This window comes from Streptomyces sp. NPDC059224 (assembly GCF_042754285.1).
Lineage (GTDB): Bacteria > Actinomycetota > Actinomycetes > Streptomycetales > Streptomycetaceae > Streptomyces.
Map to the genome: position 1 here is coordinate 169,894 of NZ_JBHZAN010000003.1, position 18,699 is coordinate 188,592.

At 72.3% G+C, this 18,699-nt stretch carries 16 protein-coding genes and 3 pseudogenes; 14 read left to right on the plus strand and 5 right to left on the minus strand.

Going from position 1 to position 18,699, the window contains the following annotated elements:
• Positions 1-98 precede the first annotated feature (98 nt).
• The gene (locus tag ACFXI4_RS04635; RefSeq protein WP_384988144.1) at positions 99-908 is read right to left on the minus strand and encodes an NAD-dependent epimerase/dehydratase family protein; all 810 of its coding nucleotides are present in this window, start codon (positions 906-908) and stop codon (positions 99-101) included.
• 224 nt (positions 909-1,132) lie between these two features.
• Here ACFXI4_RS04635 and ACFXI4_RS04640 point away from each other — a divergent pair, with 224 nt between their 5' ends.
• A complete protein-coding gene (locus tag ACFXI4_RS04640) occupies positions 1,133-2,074 on the plus strand; it encodes a 5-dehydro-4-deoxyglucarate dehydratase (protein ID WP_384988146.1) in 942 nt (313 codons plus the stop codon).
• Positions 2,071-3,228 carry a hypothetical protein gene (locus tag ACFXI4_RS04645; protein ID WP_384988148.1) on the plus strand — a complete coding sequence of 386 codons (1,158 nt, stop codon included), beginning with the start codon at positions 2,071-2,073 and terminating at the stop codon, positions 3,226-3,228. Before ACFXI4_RS04640 ends, ACFXI4_RS04645 begins: the two co-directional genes overlap by 4 nt.
• Here ACFXI4_RS04645 and ACFXI4_RS04650 read toward each other — a convergent pair.
• Complete coding sequence (locus ACFXI4_RS04650; RefSeq protein ID WP_384988150.1) at positions 3,171-4,397, minus strand: MFS transporter; 1,227 nt, start codon at positions 4,395-4,397, stop codon at positions 3,171-3,173. The genes ACFXI4_RS04645 and ACFXI4_RS04650 overlap by 58 nt on opposite strands.
• Before the next feature lie 162 nt (positions 4,398-4,559).
• Here ACFXI4_RS04650 and ACFXI4_RS04655 point away from each other — a divergent pair, with 162 nt between their 5' ends.
• The 8 genes and pseudogenes from ACFXI4_RS04655 to ACFXI4_RS04690 all read left to right on the plus strand — a co-directional run bounded on the left by ACFXI4_RS04655 (position 4,560) and on the right by ACFXI4_RS04690 (position 11,052).
• Positions 4,560-5,141: a TIGR03086 family metal-binding protein gene (locus ACFXI4_RS04655; RefSeq protein WP_384988152.1), complete on the plus strand. Its 582-nt coding sequence runs from the start codon at positions 4,560-4,562 to the stop codon at positions 5,139-5,141.
• A 74-nt stretch (positions 5,142-5,215) separates the two neighbouring features.
• Complete coding sequence (locus ACFXI4_RS04660; protein ID WP_384988154.1) at positions 5,216-5,965, plus strand: MBL fold metallo-hydrolase; 750 nt, start codon at positions 5,216-5,218, stop codon at positions 5,963-5,965.
• Between the two features lie 170 nt (positions 5,966-6,135).
• Positions 6,136-6,792 (plus strand): GntR family transcriptional regulator, encoded by a 657-nt coding sequence (locus tag ACFXI4_RS04665; RefSeq protein ID WP_384988156.1) that lies wholly within the window; start codon positions 6,136-6,138, stop codon positions 6,790-6,792.
• Positions 6,789-7,700, plus strand: coding sequence for a dihydrodipicolinate synthase family protein (locus ACFXI4_RS04670; protein WP_384988158.1), 912 nt, complete (start codon positions 6,789-6,791; stop codon positions 7,698-7,700). The genes ACFXI4_RS04665 and ACFXI4_RS04670 overlap by 4 nt, the downstream gene beginning before the upstream one ends.
• Positions 7,688-9,430: an L-arabinonate dehydratase gene (araD, locus tag ACFXI4_RS04675; RefSeq protein ID WP_384988160.1), complete on the plus strand. Its 1,743-nt coding sequence runs from the start codon at positions 7,688-7,690 to the stop codon at positions 9,428-9,430. The genes ACFXI4_RS04670 and araD overlap by 13 nt, the downstream gene beginning before the upstream one ends.
• Before the next feature lie 119 nt (positions 9,431-9,549).
• Positions 9,550-9,827 (plus strand): annotated as a pseudogene (locus ACFXI4_RS04680) (sugar ABC transporter permease); the annotation flags it as partial.
• Positions 9,746-10,063 (plus strand): annotated as a pseudogene (locus tag ACFXI4_RS04685) (hypothetical protein); the annotation flags it as partial. The pseudogenes ACFXI4_RS04680 and ACFXI4_RS04685, both read left to right, overlap by 82 nt.
• Positions 10,064-10,254: 191 nt before the next feature.
• Positions 10,255-11,052: an HAD family acid phosphatase gene (locus ACFXI4_RS04690; RefSeq protein ID WP_384988162.1), complete on the plus strand. Its 798-nt coding sequence runs from the start codon at positions 10,255-10,257 to the stop codon at positions 11,050-11,052.
• A gap of 440 nt (positions 11,053-11,492) precedes the next feature.
• Here the strand turns inward: ACFXI4_RS04690 and ACFXI4_RS04695 are convergent.
• Positions 11,493-11,775, minus strand: a pseudogene (locus tag ACFXI4_RS04695) (sigma factor-like helix-turn-helix DNA-binding protein); the annotation flags it as partial.
• A 161-nt stretch (positions 11,776-11,936) separates the two neighbouring features.
• Between ACFXI4_RS04695 and ACFXI4_RS04700 the strand changes: the two are divergent.
• Positions 11,937-13,388 (plus strand): NCS2 family permease, encoded by a 1,452-nt coding sequence (locus ACFXI4_RS04700; RefSeq protein ID WP_384988164.1) that lies wholly within the window; start codon positions 11,937-11,939, stop codon positions 13,386-13,388.
• Between the two features lie 60 nt (positions 13,389-13,448).
• Here the strand turns inward: ACFXI4_RS04700 and ACFXI4_RS04705 are convergent, their stop codons facing one another.
• Positions 13,449-14,906, minus strand: a complete 1,458-nt coding sequence (locus tag ACFXI4_RS04705; RefSeq protein ID WP_384988166.1) for a peptidoglycan D,D-transpeptidase FtsI family protein — start codon at positions 14,904-14,906, stop codon at positions 13,449-13,451.
• 81 nt (positions 14,907-14,987) lie between these two features.
• On the minus strand, positions 14,988-15,761 hold the full coding sequence (locus ACFXI4_RS04710) for an IclR family transcriptional regulator (protein ID WP_351694752.1): 774 nt from the start codon (positions 15,759-15,761) through the stop codon (positions 14,988-14,990).
• Positions 15,762-15,906: 145 nt separating this feature from the next.
• Between ACFXI4_RS04710 and ACFXI4_RS04715 the strand changes: the two genes are divergently transcribed.
• The 3 genes from ACFXI4_RS04715 (at position 15,907) to ACFXI4_RS04725 (ending at position 18,663) form a co-directional block, all read left to right on the plus strand.
• Entirely contained in the window at positions 15,907-17,436 is a 1,530-nt protein-coding gene (locus ACFXI4_RS04715; RefSeq protein ID WP_384988168.1) for an aldehyde dehydrogenase (NADP(+)), read from the plus strand.
• A 66-nt stretch (positions 17,437-17,502) separates the two neighbouring features.
• On the plus strand, positions 17,503-18,111 hold the full coding sequence (locus ACFXI4_RS04720; RefSeq protein ID WP_362720636.1) for a DUF1349 domain-containing protein: 609 nt from the start codon (positions 17,503-17,505) through the stop codon (positions 18,109-18,111).
• Between the two features lie 48 nt (positions 18,112-18,159).
• A complete protein-coding gene (locus tag ACFXI4_RS04725) occupies positions 18,160-18,663 on the plus strand; it encodes a GNAT family N-acetyltransferase (protein ID WP_384988171.1) in 504 nt (167 codons plus the stop codon).
• Positions 18,664-18,699: the final 36 nt, after the last annotated feature.

The window sequence follows — 18,699 nt, forward strand, 5'->3', positions numbered from 1 at the left end:
TGCGGCTCGGGGCCGCGGGCTTGCCCGGGGCCGGTTTGCGGGGGGGGGCGGGACGGTTGGTGCCCGCCCCGCCGCCGTGTCCGGCATCCCGTACGCCGTCAGTAGGGCCAGATGGGCGGGTCGTTGACGAACCGGCCGCCCAGATGGGTGTGGGCCGGGTTCTCCGGGTCCAGCTCGCCGTGCTCGGCGATCAGCTTCTGCGCGAACCGCTCGGAGTCGTCGCGCGGCTCGTAGCCGAGGGCCCGGGCGCCGGTGAGGTCCCACCACAGACGGGTGTTGGCGGAGGAGCCGTAGACGACGGTGTGGCCGACCTCCTCGGCGGTCAGGGCCGCGTGGAAGAGGCGGGCGCCGTCGGCCGGGCTCATCCACACCGAGAGCATGCGCACGTCGGCCGGCTCGGCGAAGCAGGAGCCGATGCGGACGGAGACGGTCTCCAGGCCGTGCCGGTCCCAGTAGAGCTGGGCGAGGTCCTCCCCGAAGGACTTGGACAGGCCGTAGAAGGTGTCGGGGCGGCGAGGGGCGTCGACCGGGATCAGCGGGTCGCCCGCGCGCGGGGCCGGGGTGTAGCCGACGGCGTGGTTGGAGGAGGCGAAGACGACGCGCGGCACACCTGCCTCACGGGCGGCCTCGTACAGGTGGTAGGTGCCCTCGATGTTGGAGCGGAGGATCTTCTCGAAGGGCGCCTCCAGGGAGATCCCCGCGAGATGGAGGACCGCGTCCACGCCCCGCACCGCTTCCCGCAGCGCGTCCCGGTCGCCGAGGTCGGCGGTGATCGCGTCCGGCTCGCCGTCGATCGGGCGGACGTCGAAGAGCCGCAGTTCGTAGCCGTACTCCGGGAGCAGGGACCGCATCAGGGTGCCGAGCCCGCCTGCGGCGCCGGTGAGCAGTAGCGTGCGGGGAGCGGGCATTCGCGGTCTCCTTGATTCGACACCGATCGCGTACATGGGCGGCATTCACATCCATGGACACGCTAGGGAGCGGGGGCGTACTGGGTCAAGTGTGCCGTGGAGTGCGGTAATCCGCCTTCGTGTTGCCCGTTTCACGGCTTGACCGCCACCAATGGGGAATCGTAACGTGGTCGCGTTCATGAATATGGACGCTGATCAGACACATGCATCAACAGGGAGCGCCCGTGACGCCAGCCCCTCTCGCCGCGCGGCTCCGTGACCCGCGCGGGCCGCTCTTCTTCCCCGTCACGGCCTACGGCGCCGACGGCTCCCTCGACCTCGACGTCTACCGCGAGCATGTGCGCCGGGGCGTCGAGGCCGGTGCCGCGGCCGTGTTCGCGTGCTGCGGCACCGGGGAGTTCCACGCGCTGCTGCCCGAGGAGTTCGAGGCCTGCGTGGGCGAGGCCGTGGCGGCCACCGAGGGCCGGGTACCGGTGATCGCGGGCGCGGGCTACGGCACCGCGCTCGCCGTGCGCTACGCGCGTCTCGCCGCGGACGCCGGCGCCGACGGCCTGCTCGCCATGCCCCCCTACCTGGTGGTCGCCGGGCAGGAGGGCCTGCTGCGGCACTACCGGGAGGTGGCGGCGGCGACCGATCTCCCGGTGATCGTCTACCAGCGCGACAACGCGGTGTTCACCCCGCCCACGGTCGTCGAACTCGCCCGCACCGAAGGCATCATGGGCTTCAAGGACGGCCTCGGCGACCTGGACCTGATGCAGCGCGTCGTCAGCGCCGTGCGCACCGAGGTCCCCGGCGACTTCCTCTACTTCAACGGCCTGCCCACCGCCGAACAGACCCAGCTCGCCTACCAGGCCATCGGCATCTCCCTCTACTCCTCGGCCGTCTTCTGCTTCGTCCCCGAGATCGGCCTCGCCTTCCACACCGCCCTGCGCGAGGGGGACCGGCCGACGGTGGAGCGCCTGCTGGACGGCTTCTACCGCCCGTTCGTCGAACTGCGCGCCCAGGGCCGGGGCTACGCCGTCTCCCTGGTGAAGGCGGGCGTACGGCTGCGGGGCCTGGACGTCGGCGAGGTCCGGCCCCCGCTGCACGAACCCGGCGAGGACCACGTCAAGCAGCTCGCCCAGCTGATCGAGCGCGGGTACGCGCTGCTGGAGGCGGGCGCGTGAAGGCGTCGGCGTTCGTCTACCCCTGGGACGTGAACGGGGATCCCGGGGCCCCGGAACGGATCGCCGCGCTCGGCGTGCGCCAGGTGACCCTCGCCTCGGCCTACCACTCGACCCGCGCGCTGACCCCCCGGCACCCGCGCCACCGCATCGTCACCGCCGAGTACGCGGCCGTCTACTACCCGTCGGGCGACCACTGGGCGGGCCGTCGGCTGCGCCCCTGTCCGGCGGGAGACTGGGCCCCCGGCGACGCCTACGGGGAAGCCGCCGAAGCCCTGGCCGGCGCCGGCCTCGACGTCCACACCTGGGTGGTCCTCGCCCACAGCTCCCGGCTGGGCGCCGAGCACCCGGACACCTCGGTCGTCAACGCCTACGGCGACCGCTACCCCTGGGCGCCCTGCATCGCCCAGCCGGCGACGCGCGCGTACCTGACCGGCCTCGCCGCCGAGGCCGCCGTCCGCCCGGGCGCGGCCGGCACCGAGCTGGAGTCCCTCGGCTGGTACGGCCTGCAGCATCTGCACGCCCACGACAAGACCGCCGGGGTCGGCCTGGCAGACGCCGGCCAGTACCTGATGGCGCTCTGCTTCTGCCCGGTCTGCCGGGCCGGGTACGGCGAACAGGGTCTGGACGCGGACGAGTTGGCCGCGGTCGTCCGTGAGGCCCTGGAGCCGTTGTGGCGGGGCGCCGCGGACGACGGCGGGTGGCCGACGGTCGAGAAGCTGCTCGGTGAACCGGTGGCGGCGGCCACCCGCGCGTGGCGCGACGGGCAGGCCCGCACGCTCCAGGAGGCGGCCGTGGCCGCGGTGCGCGCGGCGGCCCCCGAGGGCTTCCAGGTCCTGCTGCACGCCGACCCGGTGGCCTACCACTGCGGGGCCAACGCGGGCGTGGACCCCGCCCACGTGCTGACGGTCGCGGACGGTGTCGTGGTGCCCTGCGCGGGCGGTACGGCCCTGCTGGCGCCCTTCGCGGAGCACGCGGGCGAGCACACCGTCCTGGCCGCCAACTTCACGGTGGTCTCCGGGATGGGCGGCAGCCCCGGCACACTGGGGGCCGACGCGGCCCGGGCGCATGCGCTGGGCGCGACCGAAGTGCGGCTGTATCACGCCGGGCTGGCGTCCGACTCGGACCTGGCGGCGGTGCGGGAGGCGCTGCGCTGAGCCAGTGACCGGGCGGTGGCCAGCAGCGCGCCGCCGAGGACCACCAACAGCGGCCGGTGGTCGACGAGTTCCACGAGGGCGGCCCCGACGGCCAGCCCGATCACGTTCGGCGTGAACATCAAGGTGCCGGCGGTCGCGGTGGCCCGGCCCAGCGCCGCCGCCGGGATCTCGCGCTGTACGGCGGTGTGGGCGGCGATCAGCACACACGGCAGGCCGAGCCCGCCCGCCGCGCTGCACGCCAGCACCACCGCGTCGCAGGGCACCGCCCGCGCGGCCACCGCGACCCCCGTCAGCGCGATGCCGTACGCCGCGAACCGGCGCTCTCCGAGCCGCCGCAGGGCGGGCCCGGAGACCAGTCCGACCGCGACCGAGCCGGCGCCCTGGACGGTGTACATCACGCCCGTCCAGGCGGGGGCGTGGCCGAGTGCGTCCACCACCGCGTAGTTCAGGCTGCTGCCGAGCGAGGCGAGACACATCGTGGCGCCGCCCGCCCGCACCAGCGGACGCAGCGCCGGGTGGCCCCACACCAGCCGGACGCCCTCGGCGGTCTCCCGCCGCCGGCTCCCGGTGGCCGGCCGCGGGCGTTCCTCCCGCACCCGCAGCAGCGCGCACACGCCCGCCGCCAGCACGAAGGTGCCGGCGTCCAGCAGCGCCACGGCCGGCCCGCCGTACGCCGTGTAGAGCGCGGCGCCGGTCAGCGGGGCGACCAGCTTCATGCCCTCGCGGGCGGTCGTCCGCAGCCCGTTGAAGTCACCGCGGAGGGCAGGGTCGACGGCGGCGGCGACCAGGGCGGAGCCGGCCGCGTCCTCGACGACGCCCGCCGCGCCGTACAGGACCAGGACGGTGAAGAGGAGCCAGACGGAGCCGGGCGAGCCGACCGTCCAGAGGGGGAGCAGGAGAGCGGCGAGGACGAGGTTCAGGCGGACGAGCAGGGGTTTGCGGCGGACCCGGTCGGCGAGGGTGCCGAGAGCGGGGCCGAGCACGGTGGGCGCCCACAGCGCGGCGGTGCACAGGGCGGCGAGGCCGTCGGAGCCGGTGAGGTCCTTGACCCAGACGCCCGACACCAGCCAGAGCGCCGAGGTGCCGAAGCCGGACACCACGACACCGGCCAGACAGAGGCCGGCATTGCGGTCACGGAGCAGCCGGGTGACGGCCCAGGAGGTGGTCATGCCTGGTCATCGTGGGCCTAAGGCCGGGGCGCGGGGATCGGGAAGGTGCCCTAGAGGGACGGCGGAAATCCGCCCGGCCGCGGGCGCAGCGATGAGTTCTCGGCCGCGGTGAGGTCCACCCACCGACGGAGATCACCGGAACGGAACTGGGAGGCGGCGGGAATGACCGGCAGCACCATGATCGACCTCGGCCCGCAGGCGCGGATCGTGGCGAGGCTCGCGGAACGGGTGACGGACGAGCAGCTCACGGGGGCCACCCCGTGTCCGGAGTACGCGGTCCGCCATCTGCTGGGCCATGTGGCGGGGCTGTCCGTGGCCTTCCGGGACGCGGCCCGCAAGGACCTCGGGGCCTCGACCGAGGGCAGCCGCTCAGCCGGCCTGCCGGGACTGGACCCGGGGTGGCGGCGGGAGCTGCCCGAGGCGCTCGACGCCCTGGCGCGGGCCTGGCGGGAGCCGTCCGCGTGGGGCGGGATGACCCGGGCGGGCGGGATCGACCTGCCGGGGGAGGTGGCCGCGGCCGTCGCCGCCGACGAACTGGTCGTCCACGGCTGGGACCTGGCCCGGGCCACCGGGCAGGAGTACACCCCGGACCCGGCGGCGCTGGAGGCGGCGTACGGCTTCCTGCGGGCGGCGGCGCAGGCCGACCGGGGCCCCTTCGGCCCGCTGGTCGCGGTGCCGGAGAGCGCGCCGCTGCTGGCGCGGACGGTCGGGCTGAGCGGCCGGGACCCCGGCTGGAAGCCGTGACGGTACCGGGCCCAAAGCCGTAGATCCACTCGGACCGTGCGCGGGCGGGGTGCCGGATCCGCACGCTCCCGGCCATGGCACTGAGCCTCACCGTCCTCGGCACCGCCTCTCCGCACCCCCGGCCCGGCCGCCCGTGCTCCGGCTGTCTGCTGCGGGGCGGGGGTGCGCAGGTGTGGGTCGACGCCGGGACGGGGACCTTCGCGGAATTGCAGCGGCACACGGATCCGGCCCGGCTCACGGCGATCTGGATCTCGCACCTGCACGCGGACCACTGTGCGGATCTGCTGGCCGCGGCCTCCGCGTACGCCTTCGGCGGGATGACGCCGGCCGCGCCGATCCCGGTGTACGCGCCGCAGGCCTGCGCGCAGCGGCCGGCCGGCTTCCTCGGCCGGCCGGACCTGGGCTTCCTGGACGGAGTGCTGGACTTCCGGCCGCTGTACGACGGCCACATGGTCCAGCACTGGAACCTGCGGCTCGCCGCGCGGGCGGTGGCCCACGACGCCGAGGCCTACGGGCTGCGCGCCGGGTGCCAGGGGAGTGTGCCGGCGTACTCCGGGGACAGCGGGCCCGGCGACGCGCCGACCGGGCCGGCCGCCCGCGCGGACGTCTTCCTGTGCGAGGCCGATCTCGACGAGCATCGCGAGGGCGAACGTGTGCATCTGACCTCCGAGGACGCGGGGCGGATCGCCCGGGACGCCGGTGTGCGGGAGCTGCTGGTGACGCACGTGGGGCCGGCGCTGACCCGGGAGGCGGCGGCACGGGCGGGCGCGGTGTCGGGACGGCCCACCGGCGTGGCCCGGGAGGGCGAGGCCCGGGGTCTCTGAACCCGGGGCTCGTCCGGCAGGAGGTCTCTGTCAGAAGCATTGACGGACCACGGCAGTCCTCCTACCTTCATCCGCGTCGTACTTCGTACGTCATACATGAGACGTGATACGCGAGATCAGATACGTCGGATCGGCTCGCCGGAGCCGGCCGGTGACCCCGAGAGGCGCGCATGACCTCTGTGCCCATGCCGATTCCGTCCCGGACGCAGTATGTGCTGGACGCGATCAAGCACCGCATCCTCACCGGGCGGCTGACGCCGGGTCAGCCCCTGGTGGAGACCGAGCTGGCCACGCAGTTCGGGGTGTCGAAGACCCCCGTGCGGGAGGCGCTCAAGACCCTCGCGGGGACCGGACTGGTCGTGATGAGCCAGTACAAGGGCGTCACGGTGCGCATGGTGGACGCGGACATGGCACGCGAGGTCTACGACGTACGGCTTCTGCTCGAACCCGAGGCGCTGCGCCGGGCCGTCCGCCAGGGCGCCTCCCTGGACGCCGCCCGCGCGGCCCTCGCCCGGGCCGACCACGCGACCGACACCGCCGAACGCTCCCTCGCCAACCGGGACTTCCACCGCGCCCTCTACCTCCCGTGCGGCAACCCGCTGCTCGGCCGGATGCTCGACGAGGTCCGTGACCAGGCCGCCCTCGTCTCCGCCGTCGCCTGGGCCGCCTCCCCCTCCTGGGAACAGGAGGCCGGTGAACACCGCGAGATCCTGCGGCTGGCCGCGGCGGGCGACGCCGACGGCGCCGCCGGTGCCCTGCGCGACCACATCGCGTCCTTCGTCGAGCGCGCGTACCCCGAAGCCCGGGCAACGGAGGGACAGGCATGAACAGCGTGGCGTTGGAGACCCGACGGGCGGCCCTGGCCGACGTGGTGGCCATCCCGGTGACCCCCTTCGCCCCGGACGGCAGCCTCGACCAGGACGCGCACCGGGCCCTGCTGCGCCGCCTCCTCGACGGCGGGATCCGCACCCTCACCCCCAACGGCAACACCGGCGAGTTCTACGCCCTCACCCCCGAGGAACGGCGGCTGGTCACCGAGCTGACCGTCGAGGAGGCCGGGGAGCGGGCCGTGATCCTCGTCGGGGTGGGACACGACGTGCCGACCGCCGTGGCCGCCGCCCGGCACGCCCGCGAGCGTGGCGCGCAGATGGTGATGGTCCATCAGCCCGTCCACCCGTACGTCTCGCAGGGCGGCTGGGTGGACTACCACCGCGCCATCGCCGAGTCCGTGCCCGAACTGGGCGTCGTCCCCTACGTCCGCAACGCCCGGCTGCCCGGTGCCCGCCTCGCCGAGCTCGCCGACGCCTGCCCCAACGTGATCGGCGTCAAGTACGCGGTCCCCGACGCCGCCAAATTCGCCGCGTTCGCCCGGGACGCGGGTCTCGGCCGCTTCGTCTGGGTGGCCGGTCTCGCCGAGCCCTACGCCCCCTCCTACTTCTCGGCCGGCGCCACCGGCTTCACCTCCGGCCTGGTGAACGTCGCCCCGGCCGTGTCGCTGAACATGATCGAAGCGCTTCGAGCCGGGGACTTCCCGGCCGCCATGAAGGTCTGGGGACAGGTCCGCCGCTTCGAGGAACTCCGCGCGGCCCACGGCTCCGCCGACAACGTGAGCGTCGTCAAGGAGGCCCTCGCCTCCCTCGGCCTCTGCCGCCGCGACGTCCGCCCGCCCAGCAGGCAGCTGCCCGTGGAACAGCGTGCCGAGGTCGCCGCGATCGCCTCCGGATGGTCCGTGTGAACGCGCCCCGCAAGCGGCCCGAGGAACTCCGCAGCCACCAGTGGTACGGCACCGAAGGCCTGCGCTCCTTCAGTCACCGCGCCCGCACCCGCCAGCTCGGGTACCTCCCCGAGGAGCACCTCGGCAAGCCGGTCATCGCGATCCTCAACACCTGGTCGGACATCAATCCCTGTCATGTGCACCTCCGTGACCGGGCGCAGGCCGTCAAGCGGGGCGTCTGGCAGGCCGGCGGCTTCCCGCTGGAGTTCCCGGTCGCCACGCTCTCCGAGACCTTCCAGAAGCCGACCCCGATGCTCTACCGCAACCTCCTCGCCATGGAGACCGAGGAACTGCTGCGGTCGTACCCGGTCGACGGTGCCGTGCTCATGGGCGGCTGCGACAAGTCCACCCCCGCCCTCCTCATGGGCGCCGCCTCCGTCGACCTGCCGGCCGTCTTCGTCCCTGCGGGACCGATGCTCCCCGGCCACTGGCGGGGCGAGGTCCTCGGCTCGGGCACCGACATGTGGAAGTACTGGGACGACAGACGCGCCGGTCTGATCGGCGACTGCGAGATGGCGGAGCTGGAGAGCGGGCTGGCCCGTTCCCCCGGGCACTGCATGACCATGGGGACGGCCTCCACCCTCACCGCCGCCGCCGAGGCCCTCGGCGTCACGGTCCCGGGCGCGTCCAGCATCCCCGCCGTCGACTCGGGGCACGAGCGGATGGCGGCCCGGGCGGGGATGCGGATCGTCGACCTCGTCCACCGCGGCCTGCGGCTCTCCCGGCTCCTGACCCGCGACGCCTTCGAGGACGCCGTCACCACCGTCCTCGGCCTCGGCGGCTCCACCAACGCCGTCATCCACCTCATCGCCATGGCCGGCCGGGCGGGCGTCCGGCTCACCCTGGACGACTTCGACCGCATCGCCCGCACCGTGCCCGTCCTCGCCAACGTCCGCCCCGGCGGCCGGACCCACCTCATGGAGGACTTCCACTTCGCGGGCGGCCTGCCGGGCTTCCTCTCCCGTATCCCCGACCTGCTCCATCTGGACCGTCCGACGGTCTGCCACGACACCTACCGCGAGCAGCTCGCCGGCGCCCGGGTGCACGACGACGACGTCATCAGGACCCGTGACCACCCGGTGGCCGCCGAGGGCGGAGTCGCCGTACTGCGCGGCAACCTCTGCCCGGACGGCGCCGTCATCAAGCACATCGCCGCCGAACCGCGGCTCCTGAGGCACACCGGGCCCGCCGTCGTCTTCGACGACTACCGGACCATGCAGCGCACCATTGACGACCCCGCCCTCGGCATCACCGCCGACAGCGTGCTGGTGCTGCGCAACGCGGGGCCCAGGGGCGGCCCCGGCATGCCCGAGTACGGCATGCTCCCCATCCCCGGCCACCTGCTGAAGCAGGGGGTGCGCGACATGGTGCGGATCTCCGACGCCCGGATGAGCGGCACGAGTTACGGCGCCTGCGTCCTGCACATCGCGCCCGAGTCCTACGTCGGCGGGCCGCTCGCCCTGGTCCGCACCGGGGACCCCGTCACGCTGGACGTCGCGGCCCGCAGTCTGCGGCTCGACGTGGACGACGAGGAGCTGGCGCGCCGCCGCGCCGAGTGGACGCCGCCGCCGGTGCGCTCGCGCCGCGGCTACGGAGCGCTCTACGACCAGGAGATCACCCAGGCCGACACCGGCTGCGACTTCGAGTTCCTGGCCCGGCCGGGCGAGGTCCCCGACCCGTACGCGGGCTGACCGCACCACCCGCAACCGCCCCAGCCGGCACCGATGATCGTCGAAGCGCCTCAACCACGTGCATGCAGCAGGCCTTCCTGCACCCGCTGTCACCAGAGCGGACGAGGAACAGTCATGGCCGGAACGGCTTCGCGGGAATCGGCAACTTCACCCGGGCCTTCGCGCACGACCCGCAGTTCTGGGACACGCTGACCTTCAGCGCCCAGTGGGCCGTGGTGGAAGCCGGGCTGCAGCTGCTCCTCGGTCCGGCGCCGGTGCTCGTCGTCAACAGACGTTCGCCGGGCGGGCGCCTGGCCGGGCGCTGGTCTTCCCGCCCTGGGCCGTCTCCGGCGCGCTGACCTCCGCGATGTGGGTGCTGCTCCGCAACTCCCAGACGGGTCGAGGACGCCATCGTGCTCGCCACGCTGCTGCGCGCGGCGGGGGAGTTCGACAACGTCGACCTGCTCGGCACCCGTCCAGGCGGCCGTGGACGCGGTGTCCGGGCCGGGGTGGACGATCGTCGTGCACCCGGGGACGTACCGCGAGGTCGTGAACGTGCCCGCCGAGAAGACGGGACCGCCCCTGCGGGGCGCGAGCCGTGATCCCCGGGCCGCCGTCATCGTCCACGGCAACGCGGGCGGGACGCCGAAGCCCCGGGATCAGCCCCCCGCCCGCGACCACCTTCCTGACGACGGGGAGCACCACCATCGGGGCCAGCATGGACTGACCCGGACATCCGGAACCATTCCCTCCAGGGCGCTTGACCCGGTTTTTGCCCGGGGAAGTGATATCGATCAGGCAACGGGACTCGCGCCCACCAGGATGACGCGCGTAGAACTCCTGTCATGCATAAGTCACTTCGGATCGCGGCGGTCACCGCCGCCTGTACGGTCGCCGCCGGTGCCCTCTACGGCGCCGGCGCCGCCACCGCCGGCCAGTCGACCGCGAACTCCACCCACGAGCCCTACAACATCGGGCTCCTGGTGAAGGACATCGACACCTACTACGGCACCGCCGCCGACGCCGACGGCGTCTACCAGGCGTCGCCGACCAGCCAGTACGCCAAGGACCTGGCGCGTCTGGACAAGGACGCCGAGCGGTACATCGACCGGGCCGCGCGCAAGGCCCACCGCAAGGGCGAGAAGCCCGCCGTCGTCTTCGACATCGACGACACGCTGCTGCTCAGCCTCGACTACGAGAAGCGCTACAACTACACGTACAACTCCGCCACCTGGGCGGCCTACGTCAACAAGGCCGACCGTCCGGGCGTCTTCGGCAGCGCCGAACTGGTGCGGTACGCGGCGGAGAAGGGGGTCGAGGTCTTCTACAACTCCGGTCTCAGCGAGGCGCAGCGCACCGCCGCCGTCGAGAACCTGAAGAAGACCGGTGCCGACGTGAACCTCGACGCCGGGCACATGTTCCTGAAGGACTCGGCCAACCCGCCGTCGTACCTGAGCGGCTGCGCGACCGCGGGCAGCTGGACCTGCACCACCGTGCAGTACAAGTCCGGCACCCGCAAGCACATCGAGAAGGACCTCGGGTACGACATCATCGCCAACTTCGGCGACCAGTACTCGGACCTGGACGGCGGCCACGCGGACCGCACGTACAAGCTGCCGAACCCGACCTACTTCGTGTCGTAGGCGACGGAAGCGGGCCGGGGCAGCTCCTCCGGCCCGCTTCGCCTCTCCGCCGGGCATTCCGCCCGCGGCGCAGGTGCCGTCACTCGCCGTCGGCCGGCGTGCGGCCGCCGAAGCCGCCGGTCACCGCGTACCGCCCGCGGCGGCCGCGATCGTGCAGGTGCCGGCGCGGGCGCCGCGTCCGCCGCGTTCGTGGTTGTACCGGCCCGCGCACAGCCACTCGCCGCGGCCGGGACCTCGCGGCCCGGCCTGAGCGTCCACGGGTGGACCAGGAAGCCGTCGCGTGCGGTCACGGTCCCGGTGAAGCCGGGTCTCTCCAGGGTGTGCCAGGCTCCGGTCGAGGACACCCCGCCGGTCTGCGCGACCTTCAACCGCACGGTTGCCGTGCGGGTCCACCGAGCCGTCCGACCGCAGCGGTCCGTCCGGCTCGCCCCCGCGGTCGAGCCCTTCGACGTCTGGCTCTTCACCGTACCCACCGAGATCCCGAGGGCGAGCGCGGTGTCCTTCTCCGGCAGGTCGAACGCGTGCCGAAGCACCCACACGCCCGTTTGCGGAACGGCCGGCGGCGCGGCGCCCTCCGCACGTCGACCACGCCGGCGATGCCGGGTTCTCGGTCCGTTCCTTGCGGTGCGACCAGAACAGGGCGACCCGGCGCCGCTCGCGCACGGCGCCGCGGATGCGGCTACGGGCCGGATGGGCGACGACACCCCGGGCGTAGGCCACTCCACGGAGAGAGGAACGCACCGGCGAGGTGCGGAGCGTAGCAGTGCTCTTTTTGTCTCCGTCGGACTGATTCCGTAACACGGAGAAAACCTGAAACCTGTTCAACGCGGGAACAATCCAGCCAGCATTCGCACACGATCACTCAGGCAACGAGGAGTACGACCATGTCCGAGTCGCAGAAGGTGGAGGAGCGGCAGGGTGCCGCGCCGCCTGCCGGGAACACCGTGGACCGGTTCTTCAAGATCTCCGAACGGGGGTCCACCTTCGGCCGTGAGATACGCGGCGGCTTCGCCACTTTCTTCACCATGGCCTACATCCTTGTCCTGAACCCCATCATCCTCGGCAGTGCCAAGGACAAGTTCGGGCACACCCTCGACACCGGCCAACTGGTCACCGCCACCGCGCTGGTGGCCTGCGTGATGACGGTCATCATGGGTGTCGGCGGCAACCTGCCGCTGGCCATCGCGGCCGGCCTCGGCCTCAACGCCGTCGTGGCCTTCCAGCTGGCGCCGCTGATGAGCTGGTCCGACGCGATGGGCCTGGTCGTCCTCGAAGGCATCCTGATCTGCGTGCTGGTGGTGACCGGGCTGCGGGAAGCGATCATGAACGCGATCCCGCAGCCGATGAAGCAGGCGATCGGGGTCGGCATCGGTCTGTTCATCGCCTTCATCGGCTTCGTGGACGCCGGGTTCGTCAGCCGGATCCCGGACGCCGCGAACACCACCGTGCCGGTGCAGCTGGGCGCCGTCGGCCGGCTGACCGGCTGGCCCGTCCTGGTCTTCTGTCTTGGCGTGCTCCTGACCATCGCGCTGGTCGCGCGCAAGGTGAAGGGCGCGATCCTGATCAGCATCGTCACCATGACCGTGGTGGCGATCGTCATCGACTCGATCGCCGACATCAAGAGCTGGGGCCTGACCACGCCGAAGGTCCCCGACAAGATCGTGGACACCCCCGACTTCGGGCTCTTCGGCCACTTCAGCCTGTTCGGCGGCTTCGCCGAGGCCGGTGTCCTCACCGCGGTCCTGCTGGTCTTCACGCTGATCCTGTCCGACTTCTTCGACGCCATGGGCACGATCGTGGGCATCAGCGCGGAGGCCGGGCTGCTGGACGAGAAGGGCCAGGTGCCCGGCATCGGACGGGTGCTGTTCATCGACGGCGCGGCCGCGGTGGCCGGCGGCGTGGGATCGGCCTCCTCCAACACGGCGTACATCGAGTCGGCGGCGGGGGTCGGCGAGGGGGCGCGCACCGGGTTCGCCAACCTGATCACCGGCGGCCTGTTCGGGCTCGCGCTCTTCCTGACCCCGCTGCTGACGATCGTGCCGCTCCAGGCGGCGGCGCCCGCGCTGATCGCCGTGGGCTTCCTGATGATGACCCACGTCAAGCACATCGACTGGGACAGGTACGAGATCGCCATCCCGGCGTTCCTGACGATCGCCGCGATGCCGTTCACCTACTCGATCACCGACGGTATCGGGGCGGGGTTCCTGGCGTACGTGGTGATCAAGGCGGTGCTCGGGAAGGCGAAGGAGGTCAACTGGCTGCTGTGGGTGGTGTCGGCGCTGTTCCTGGTGTACTTCGCCATCGACCCGGTGGAGCAGGTTCTGGGCGTGAAGTAGAGCGCCCCGGCAGGGGCGCCGGTTCCTCCCCCGCCGGAGGCCGGGGGAGGAACCGCGCGGTCAGTTCTTCAATGCCGCCCGCATCATCGCCTTGGCCACCGGCGCCGCCAGGCCGTTGCCGCTGACCTCCGACCGCGCGGCGTCCGACTGTTCGACCATGACGGCCACGGCGACCTCCTTGCCGGTGCTGTCCGACTTGCCGTAGGACGTGAACCAGGCGTAGGGCGTCTTGCTGTTGTTCTCGCCGTGCTGGGCCGTGCCCGTCTTGCCGCCCACCGTGACGCCGTCGATCCGCGCGTTGGTACCGGTGCCCTGCTCGATGACCGTCTGCATCGCGGACTGCAGCTGGTCGGCCGTCGAGGAGCTGACGATCTCCTTGGTGCGCGTCTCGTCGTCGTAGTTCTCCAGCACGTCGCCGCCGCTGTCGGTGATCTGGGAGACCATGTGCGGGGACACGAGTTTGCCGCCGTTGGCTACGGCGGCCGACACCATGGCCATCTGGAGCGGCGTCGCGGTGACGTCGAACTGGCCGATGCCGGAGAGGGCGGTCTGGGCCTTGTCCATGTCCTTGGGGTAGACGCTGGCCCAGGCCCGTACCGGCACGTCCTGCTTCTCGTCGTTGAACCCGAACTTCTCGGCCATCGCCCGTACCTTGTCCTGGCCCAGGTCGACGGCCATCTTGCCGAAGACGTTGTTGCAGGAGTACTGGAGAGCCACCCGGATCGGGGCGTTCTCGCAGGGCGCCGACGTGTTCTCGTTCCGCAGCGGGGTCGTGGTGCCCGGCAGGGTGTACGGGATGGGGCTGACCGTCTTCTCGTCGACGTTCTGGTAGAGCCCGTCCTCCAGCGCGGCCGCCGCCACCACCAGTTTGAACGTCGAACCCGGCGGCAGCGGCTGACGCAGCGCCCGGTTGGTGAGCGGCTTGTCCGCGTCGGCGTTCAGCGACTTCCAGGCCGAGCCGGCCGTGTTCGCGTCGGTGAGCGAGTCCGGGTCGTACGACGGGGTGGAGACGGCCGCCAGGATCCTGCCGGTCTTCGGGTCGATCGCGACCGCCCCGCCCTTCTTGTCGCCGAGCGCCTGGTAGGCCGCCTTCTGGACGTCCGGGTCGATCGTCGTGACCACGTCACCCGGGTCGGCGCGCTCCCCGGTGACGGTGTCCATCACCGACTTGAGCCGGGTGTCGGTGCCGTTGAGCAGATCCTGGTAGATGCCCTCCAACTGGGTGGGGGCATAGGCCTGCGAGGCGTAGCCCGTCACCGCCGCGTACAGCTTGCCGGCGGTGTAGGTGCGCTTGTACGCGAGGTCGCTGCCCGATGTCCGTGCCGAGCCGGTGATCGCGTCACCGGCCACGACGATGTTTCCCAGCGGCTGCGAGTACGTCTGGATCGCGTTCCGCCGGTTCTTCGTGTCGTCCGCGAGGGCCTGGCCGTCGTAGTACTGCAACCATGTCGCCCTGGCCAGCAGAGCGAGCACGAGCAGCAGCACGAAGACGGACGCCCGCCTGATCGTCTTGTTCATCCCGCCCAGACAGACGAGCGAAGACGGGTCGTCCGTTCCCGCGCGGGCGGAATTCTCATCACGCGTTCATGCGGAACCGGGCTAGAGCCGTCGCGTCGCCAGGGTCAGGCGGTCCCGGGCGTCGAACAGGGCGTCCTTGATCATCTGTTCATGGGCGGGGGTGAGGCGGGCCACCGGGACCGAGCAGCTGATCGCGTCGCGGGCCGGGGTGCGGTACGGGATCGCCACCCCGAAGCAGCGCAGCCCGAGCGTGTTCTCCTCGCGGTCGATCGCGAAGCCCTGCTCGCGGATCTGGTGGAGCTCCTCGATGAGCTTCTCGCGGTCCGTGAGGGTGTGCTCGGTGAGCGCCGGGAGGGTCTCCGGGAGCAGCTTGCGGACCTGCTCGTCGGTGTGGGTGGCCAGCAGCGCCTTGCCGAGGGAGGTCGAGTGCGCGGGGAGCCGGCGGCCGACCCGGGTGAAGGGGCGCAGGTAGTGCTGGGACTGGCGGGTGGCCAGGTAGACCACGTTCGTGCCGTCGAGACGCGCCAGGTGGATGGTCTCCGTGGTGTCGTCGGAGAGCCGGTCCAGGGTCGGGCGGGCCGCCGCGACCACCTCGTCGCCGTCGATGTAGGAGGTGCCGACCAGCAGGGCCCGGACCCCGATGCCGTACCGGGTGCCGGTCGCGTCCGTCTCCACCCACCCCAGCTCCACCAGGGTGCGCAGCAGCATGTAGAGGCTGGACTTGGGATAGCCCACGGCCTCCTGGACCGCCGCGAGGGAGTGCATACCGGGCCGGCCCGCGAAGTATTCGAGCAACTCCACGGTCCGTACCGCGGACTTGACCTGTGCCCCGCCGCCTGTCTCGCCTGCCGACATCGCCCTTGACCCCTTCGTTGGACGAGAAACCGAGGTTATAGTCTCCAACAGCATATTCATCATCAGAGACAGCGTTCAGTATATCGAACATCCCTGGTGAGTGACCCGGCTCTGCGGCAGAACGCAACTCATGGAGGGACCCGCGGTGGCAGCAGCACCAGTCTGGAGTGTCGACCCGCGTACCGGGAAGCAGCGTGAACAGGTTGCGGTGGAAGCCACAGCCGAGGAGGTGGACGCCACCGTCACCGCGGCGCACGCCGTACGCGGTTCCCTGGCCGACCGCACGGTCCGCGCCGCCTTCCTGCGGTCCGCCGCCGCCGGACTCGACGCGGCCAAGGACCACCTGGTGGAGGCGGCCGACGCCGAGACCGCGCTCGGCCCGGTCCGGCTCACCGGCGAACTCGCCCGCACCACCTACCAGCTGCGCGCCTTCGCCGACATCGTCGACGAGGGCGCCTTCCTCGACGTCATCGTCAACCACCCCGACGCCGGCGCCACTCCGCCCGTCCCCGACCTGCGCCGCTACAAGGTCCCGCTGGGTGTCGTCGCCGTCTACTCCGCCTCCAACTTCCCCTTCGCCTTCTCGGTCGCCGGCGGCGACACCGCGAGCGCGCTGGCCGCGGGCAACCCGGTCGTGGTCAAGGCCCACCCCGACCACCCGGGCCTGTCCGAGCTGGTCGCCAAGGTGCTGCGCCGGGCCGCGGCCGCGCACGGCATCCCCGCCGAGGTGGTCGGCCTGGTGCACGGCTTCGAGGCCGGCATCGAGCTGATCAGGCACCCGCTGGTCGCCGCGGCCGGCTTCACCGGTTCGGTACGGGGCGGGCGGGCGCTCTTCGACGCCGCCGCCGCGCGGCCGGTCCCGATCCCCTTCCACGGCGAGCTGGGCTCCCTCAACCCCGTCCTGGTCACCGAGGCCGCGGCCGCCGAGCGCGGCGGGGAGATCGGCACCGGGCTCGCCGGGTCCATGACGCTGGGCGTCGGCCAGTTCTGCGTGAAACCGGGCCTGGTCCTGGTACCGGCCGACGCCGCCGGTGACGGCCTGCTCAAGTCCCTGACGGACGCGGTCAGCGACACCGACGCGGGCGTGCTGCTCGACCACCGGATGCGGGACAACTTCGTCGCCGGGGTCGCCGAGCGCGCCGGGCTCCCCGACGTGGAGAGCCCGGTGACCCCGGGCGCGGGCGGCGAGCACACCGTCAGCGCGGGGTTCCTCACGGTGCCGGCGAGCCGGCTGGCCGAGGAGGGGGCGTACGACCTGCTCCTCGAGGAGTGCTTCGGGCCGGTGACCGTGGTGGTCCGGTACGCGGACCGGGACGAGGCGACGGCGGTGCTGTCGCGGCTGCCGGGCAACCTCACGGCGACGGTGCACGTCTCCGCCGAGGAGGCCGCGGGGGAGGGGCTCGGGGCGGAGATCCTCGCCGAGCTCACGCCGCTGGCCGGGCGGGTGCTGGTGAACGGGTGGCCGACGGGGGTCGCCGTCGCACCGGCCCAGCATCACGGCGGGCCCTACCCGGCCACCACGTCGACGTCGACCTCGGTGGGCGGTACGGCCATCGAGCGGTGGCTGCGGCCGGTGGCGTATCAGGGCGTGCCGGCGGCGATGCTGCCGGCGGAGCTGCGGGACGAGAACCCGCTGGGGCTGCCGCGGCGGTTCAACGGAGTTCTGGAGCGGTAGCGTCGCGGTGGCGTGGGGGACCCCCGGCGCCCCTTGGGGGGAGCGGCCCCCTGCGAGACTGTGGCAATGGACTTCGAACTCCCCGAACTTCCCTTTCCCCTGCGTACCTATGGGCCCGACGGGCACTGGTTCTATGAGGACGGTGTGCTCACCGGGTGGGCCGGGGCGCGGCAGGACCGGTTCGTGTCCCCCACCGGGGAGGCCCTGGATCCCGCCTCGGACGCGCCCCGGCTGCTCGGGGCGCCCGAGGGCGACTTCCAGCTGATCGCCCGGGTCACCGTCGGGTTCGGCGCCGCCTTCGACGCCGGTGTGCTCTACGTCCACGTCGGGGAACGGGCCTGGGCCAAGCTCTGCCTGGAGAACTCCCCGGACGTCCCCACCGTCTGCACGGTGGTCACCCGGGGACACTCCGACGACTCCAACGCCTTCACCGTGGAGGGGAGTTCGGTCTGGCTCCGGATCAGCCGGACCGGGCGCGCGCTCGCCTTCCACGCCTCCCGCGACGGCAAGAGGTGGGTCTTCGTGCGGCTGTTCACGCTGGGCGGCGAGAAGGAGACCGCGGACGCGCTGGTCGGCTTCATGACCCAGTCACCGATAGGAGAGGGGTGTGTGGTGACGTACGACCACCTCGAGTTCCGGCCCGACTGGCCGGCCGACCTCCGCGACGGAAGCTGAGCGGCGCCGCCCTGGAACCGGTGCGGGCGTGTCCGCGTCCTGTCCTGCATGATCAGTGACCGTCTGAAGGGGCTGCGGGTGATCCGTACGGCCCTGCCCGCCGAGGCCGAGAAGATCGCCGTGCTGCACCACCGGGCCAGGTCGACGTACTACCCGGACGGCCTCCCGGACGACGGCACCGACTGGACGGCGGCCTGGCGGGGAGCCGTCGAGCGGCCCGACGGCCAGGTGCTGTGCGTGGTGGAGGCGGGCGTGATCACCGCCGTCGCCTCCTTCCGTACGCCGCAGGACGCGACGGCGGAAACGGTCAAGCTGTTCCAGTTCCATGTCGACCCCGACCACTGGCGGACCGGTGTCGGCACGGCGCTGCACGCCGCCTGCCTGGAGCAGTGGCGGGCCGAGGGCAGGCGGACGGCCGTGCTCGACGTGCACACCGACAACCGGCGGGCCCAGGCCTTCTACGTCCGCCAGGGCTGGGTGCCGGACCCGGAACAGCCGCCCGCCGACGGCGACCACCACCTGTATCTGCGGTACGCGGTGGACGGGGAATGAAGCGCGCTGTTTGAAGGTTCAGGTAGTTGAAGACGT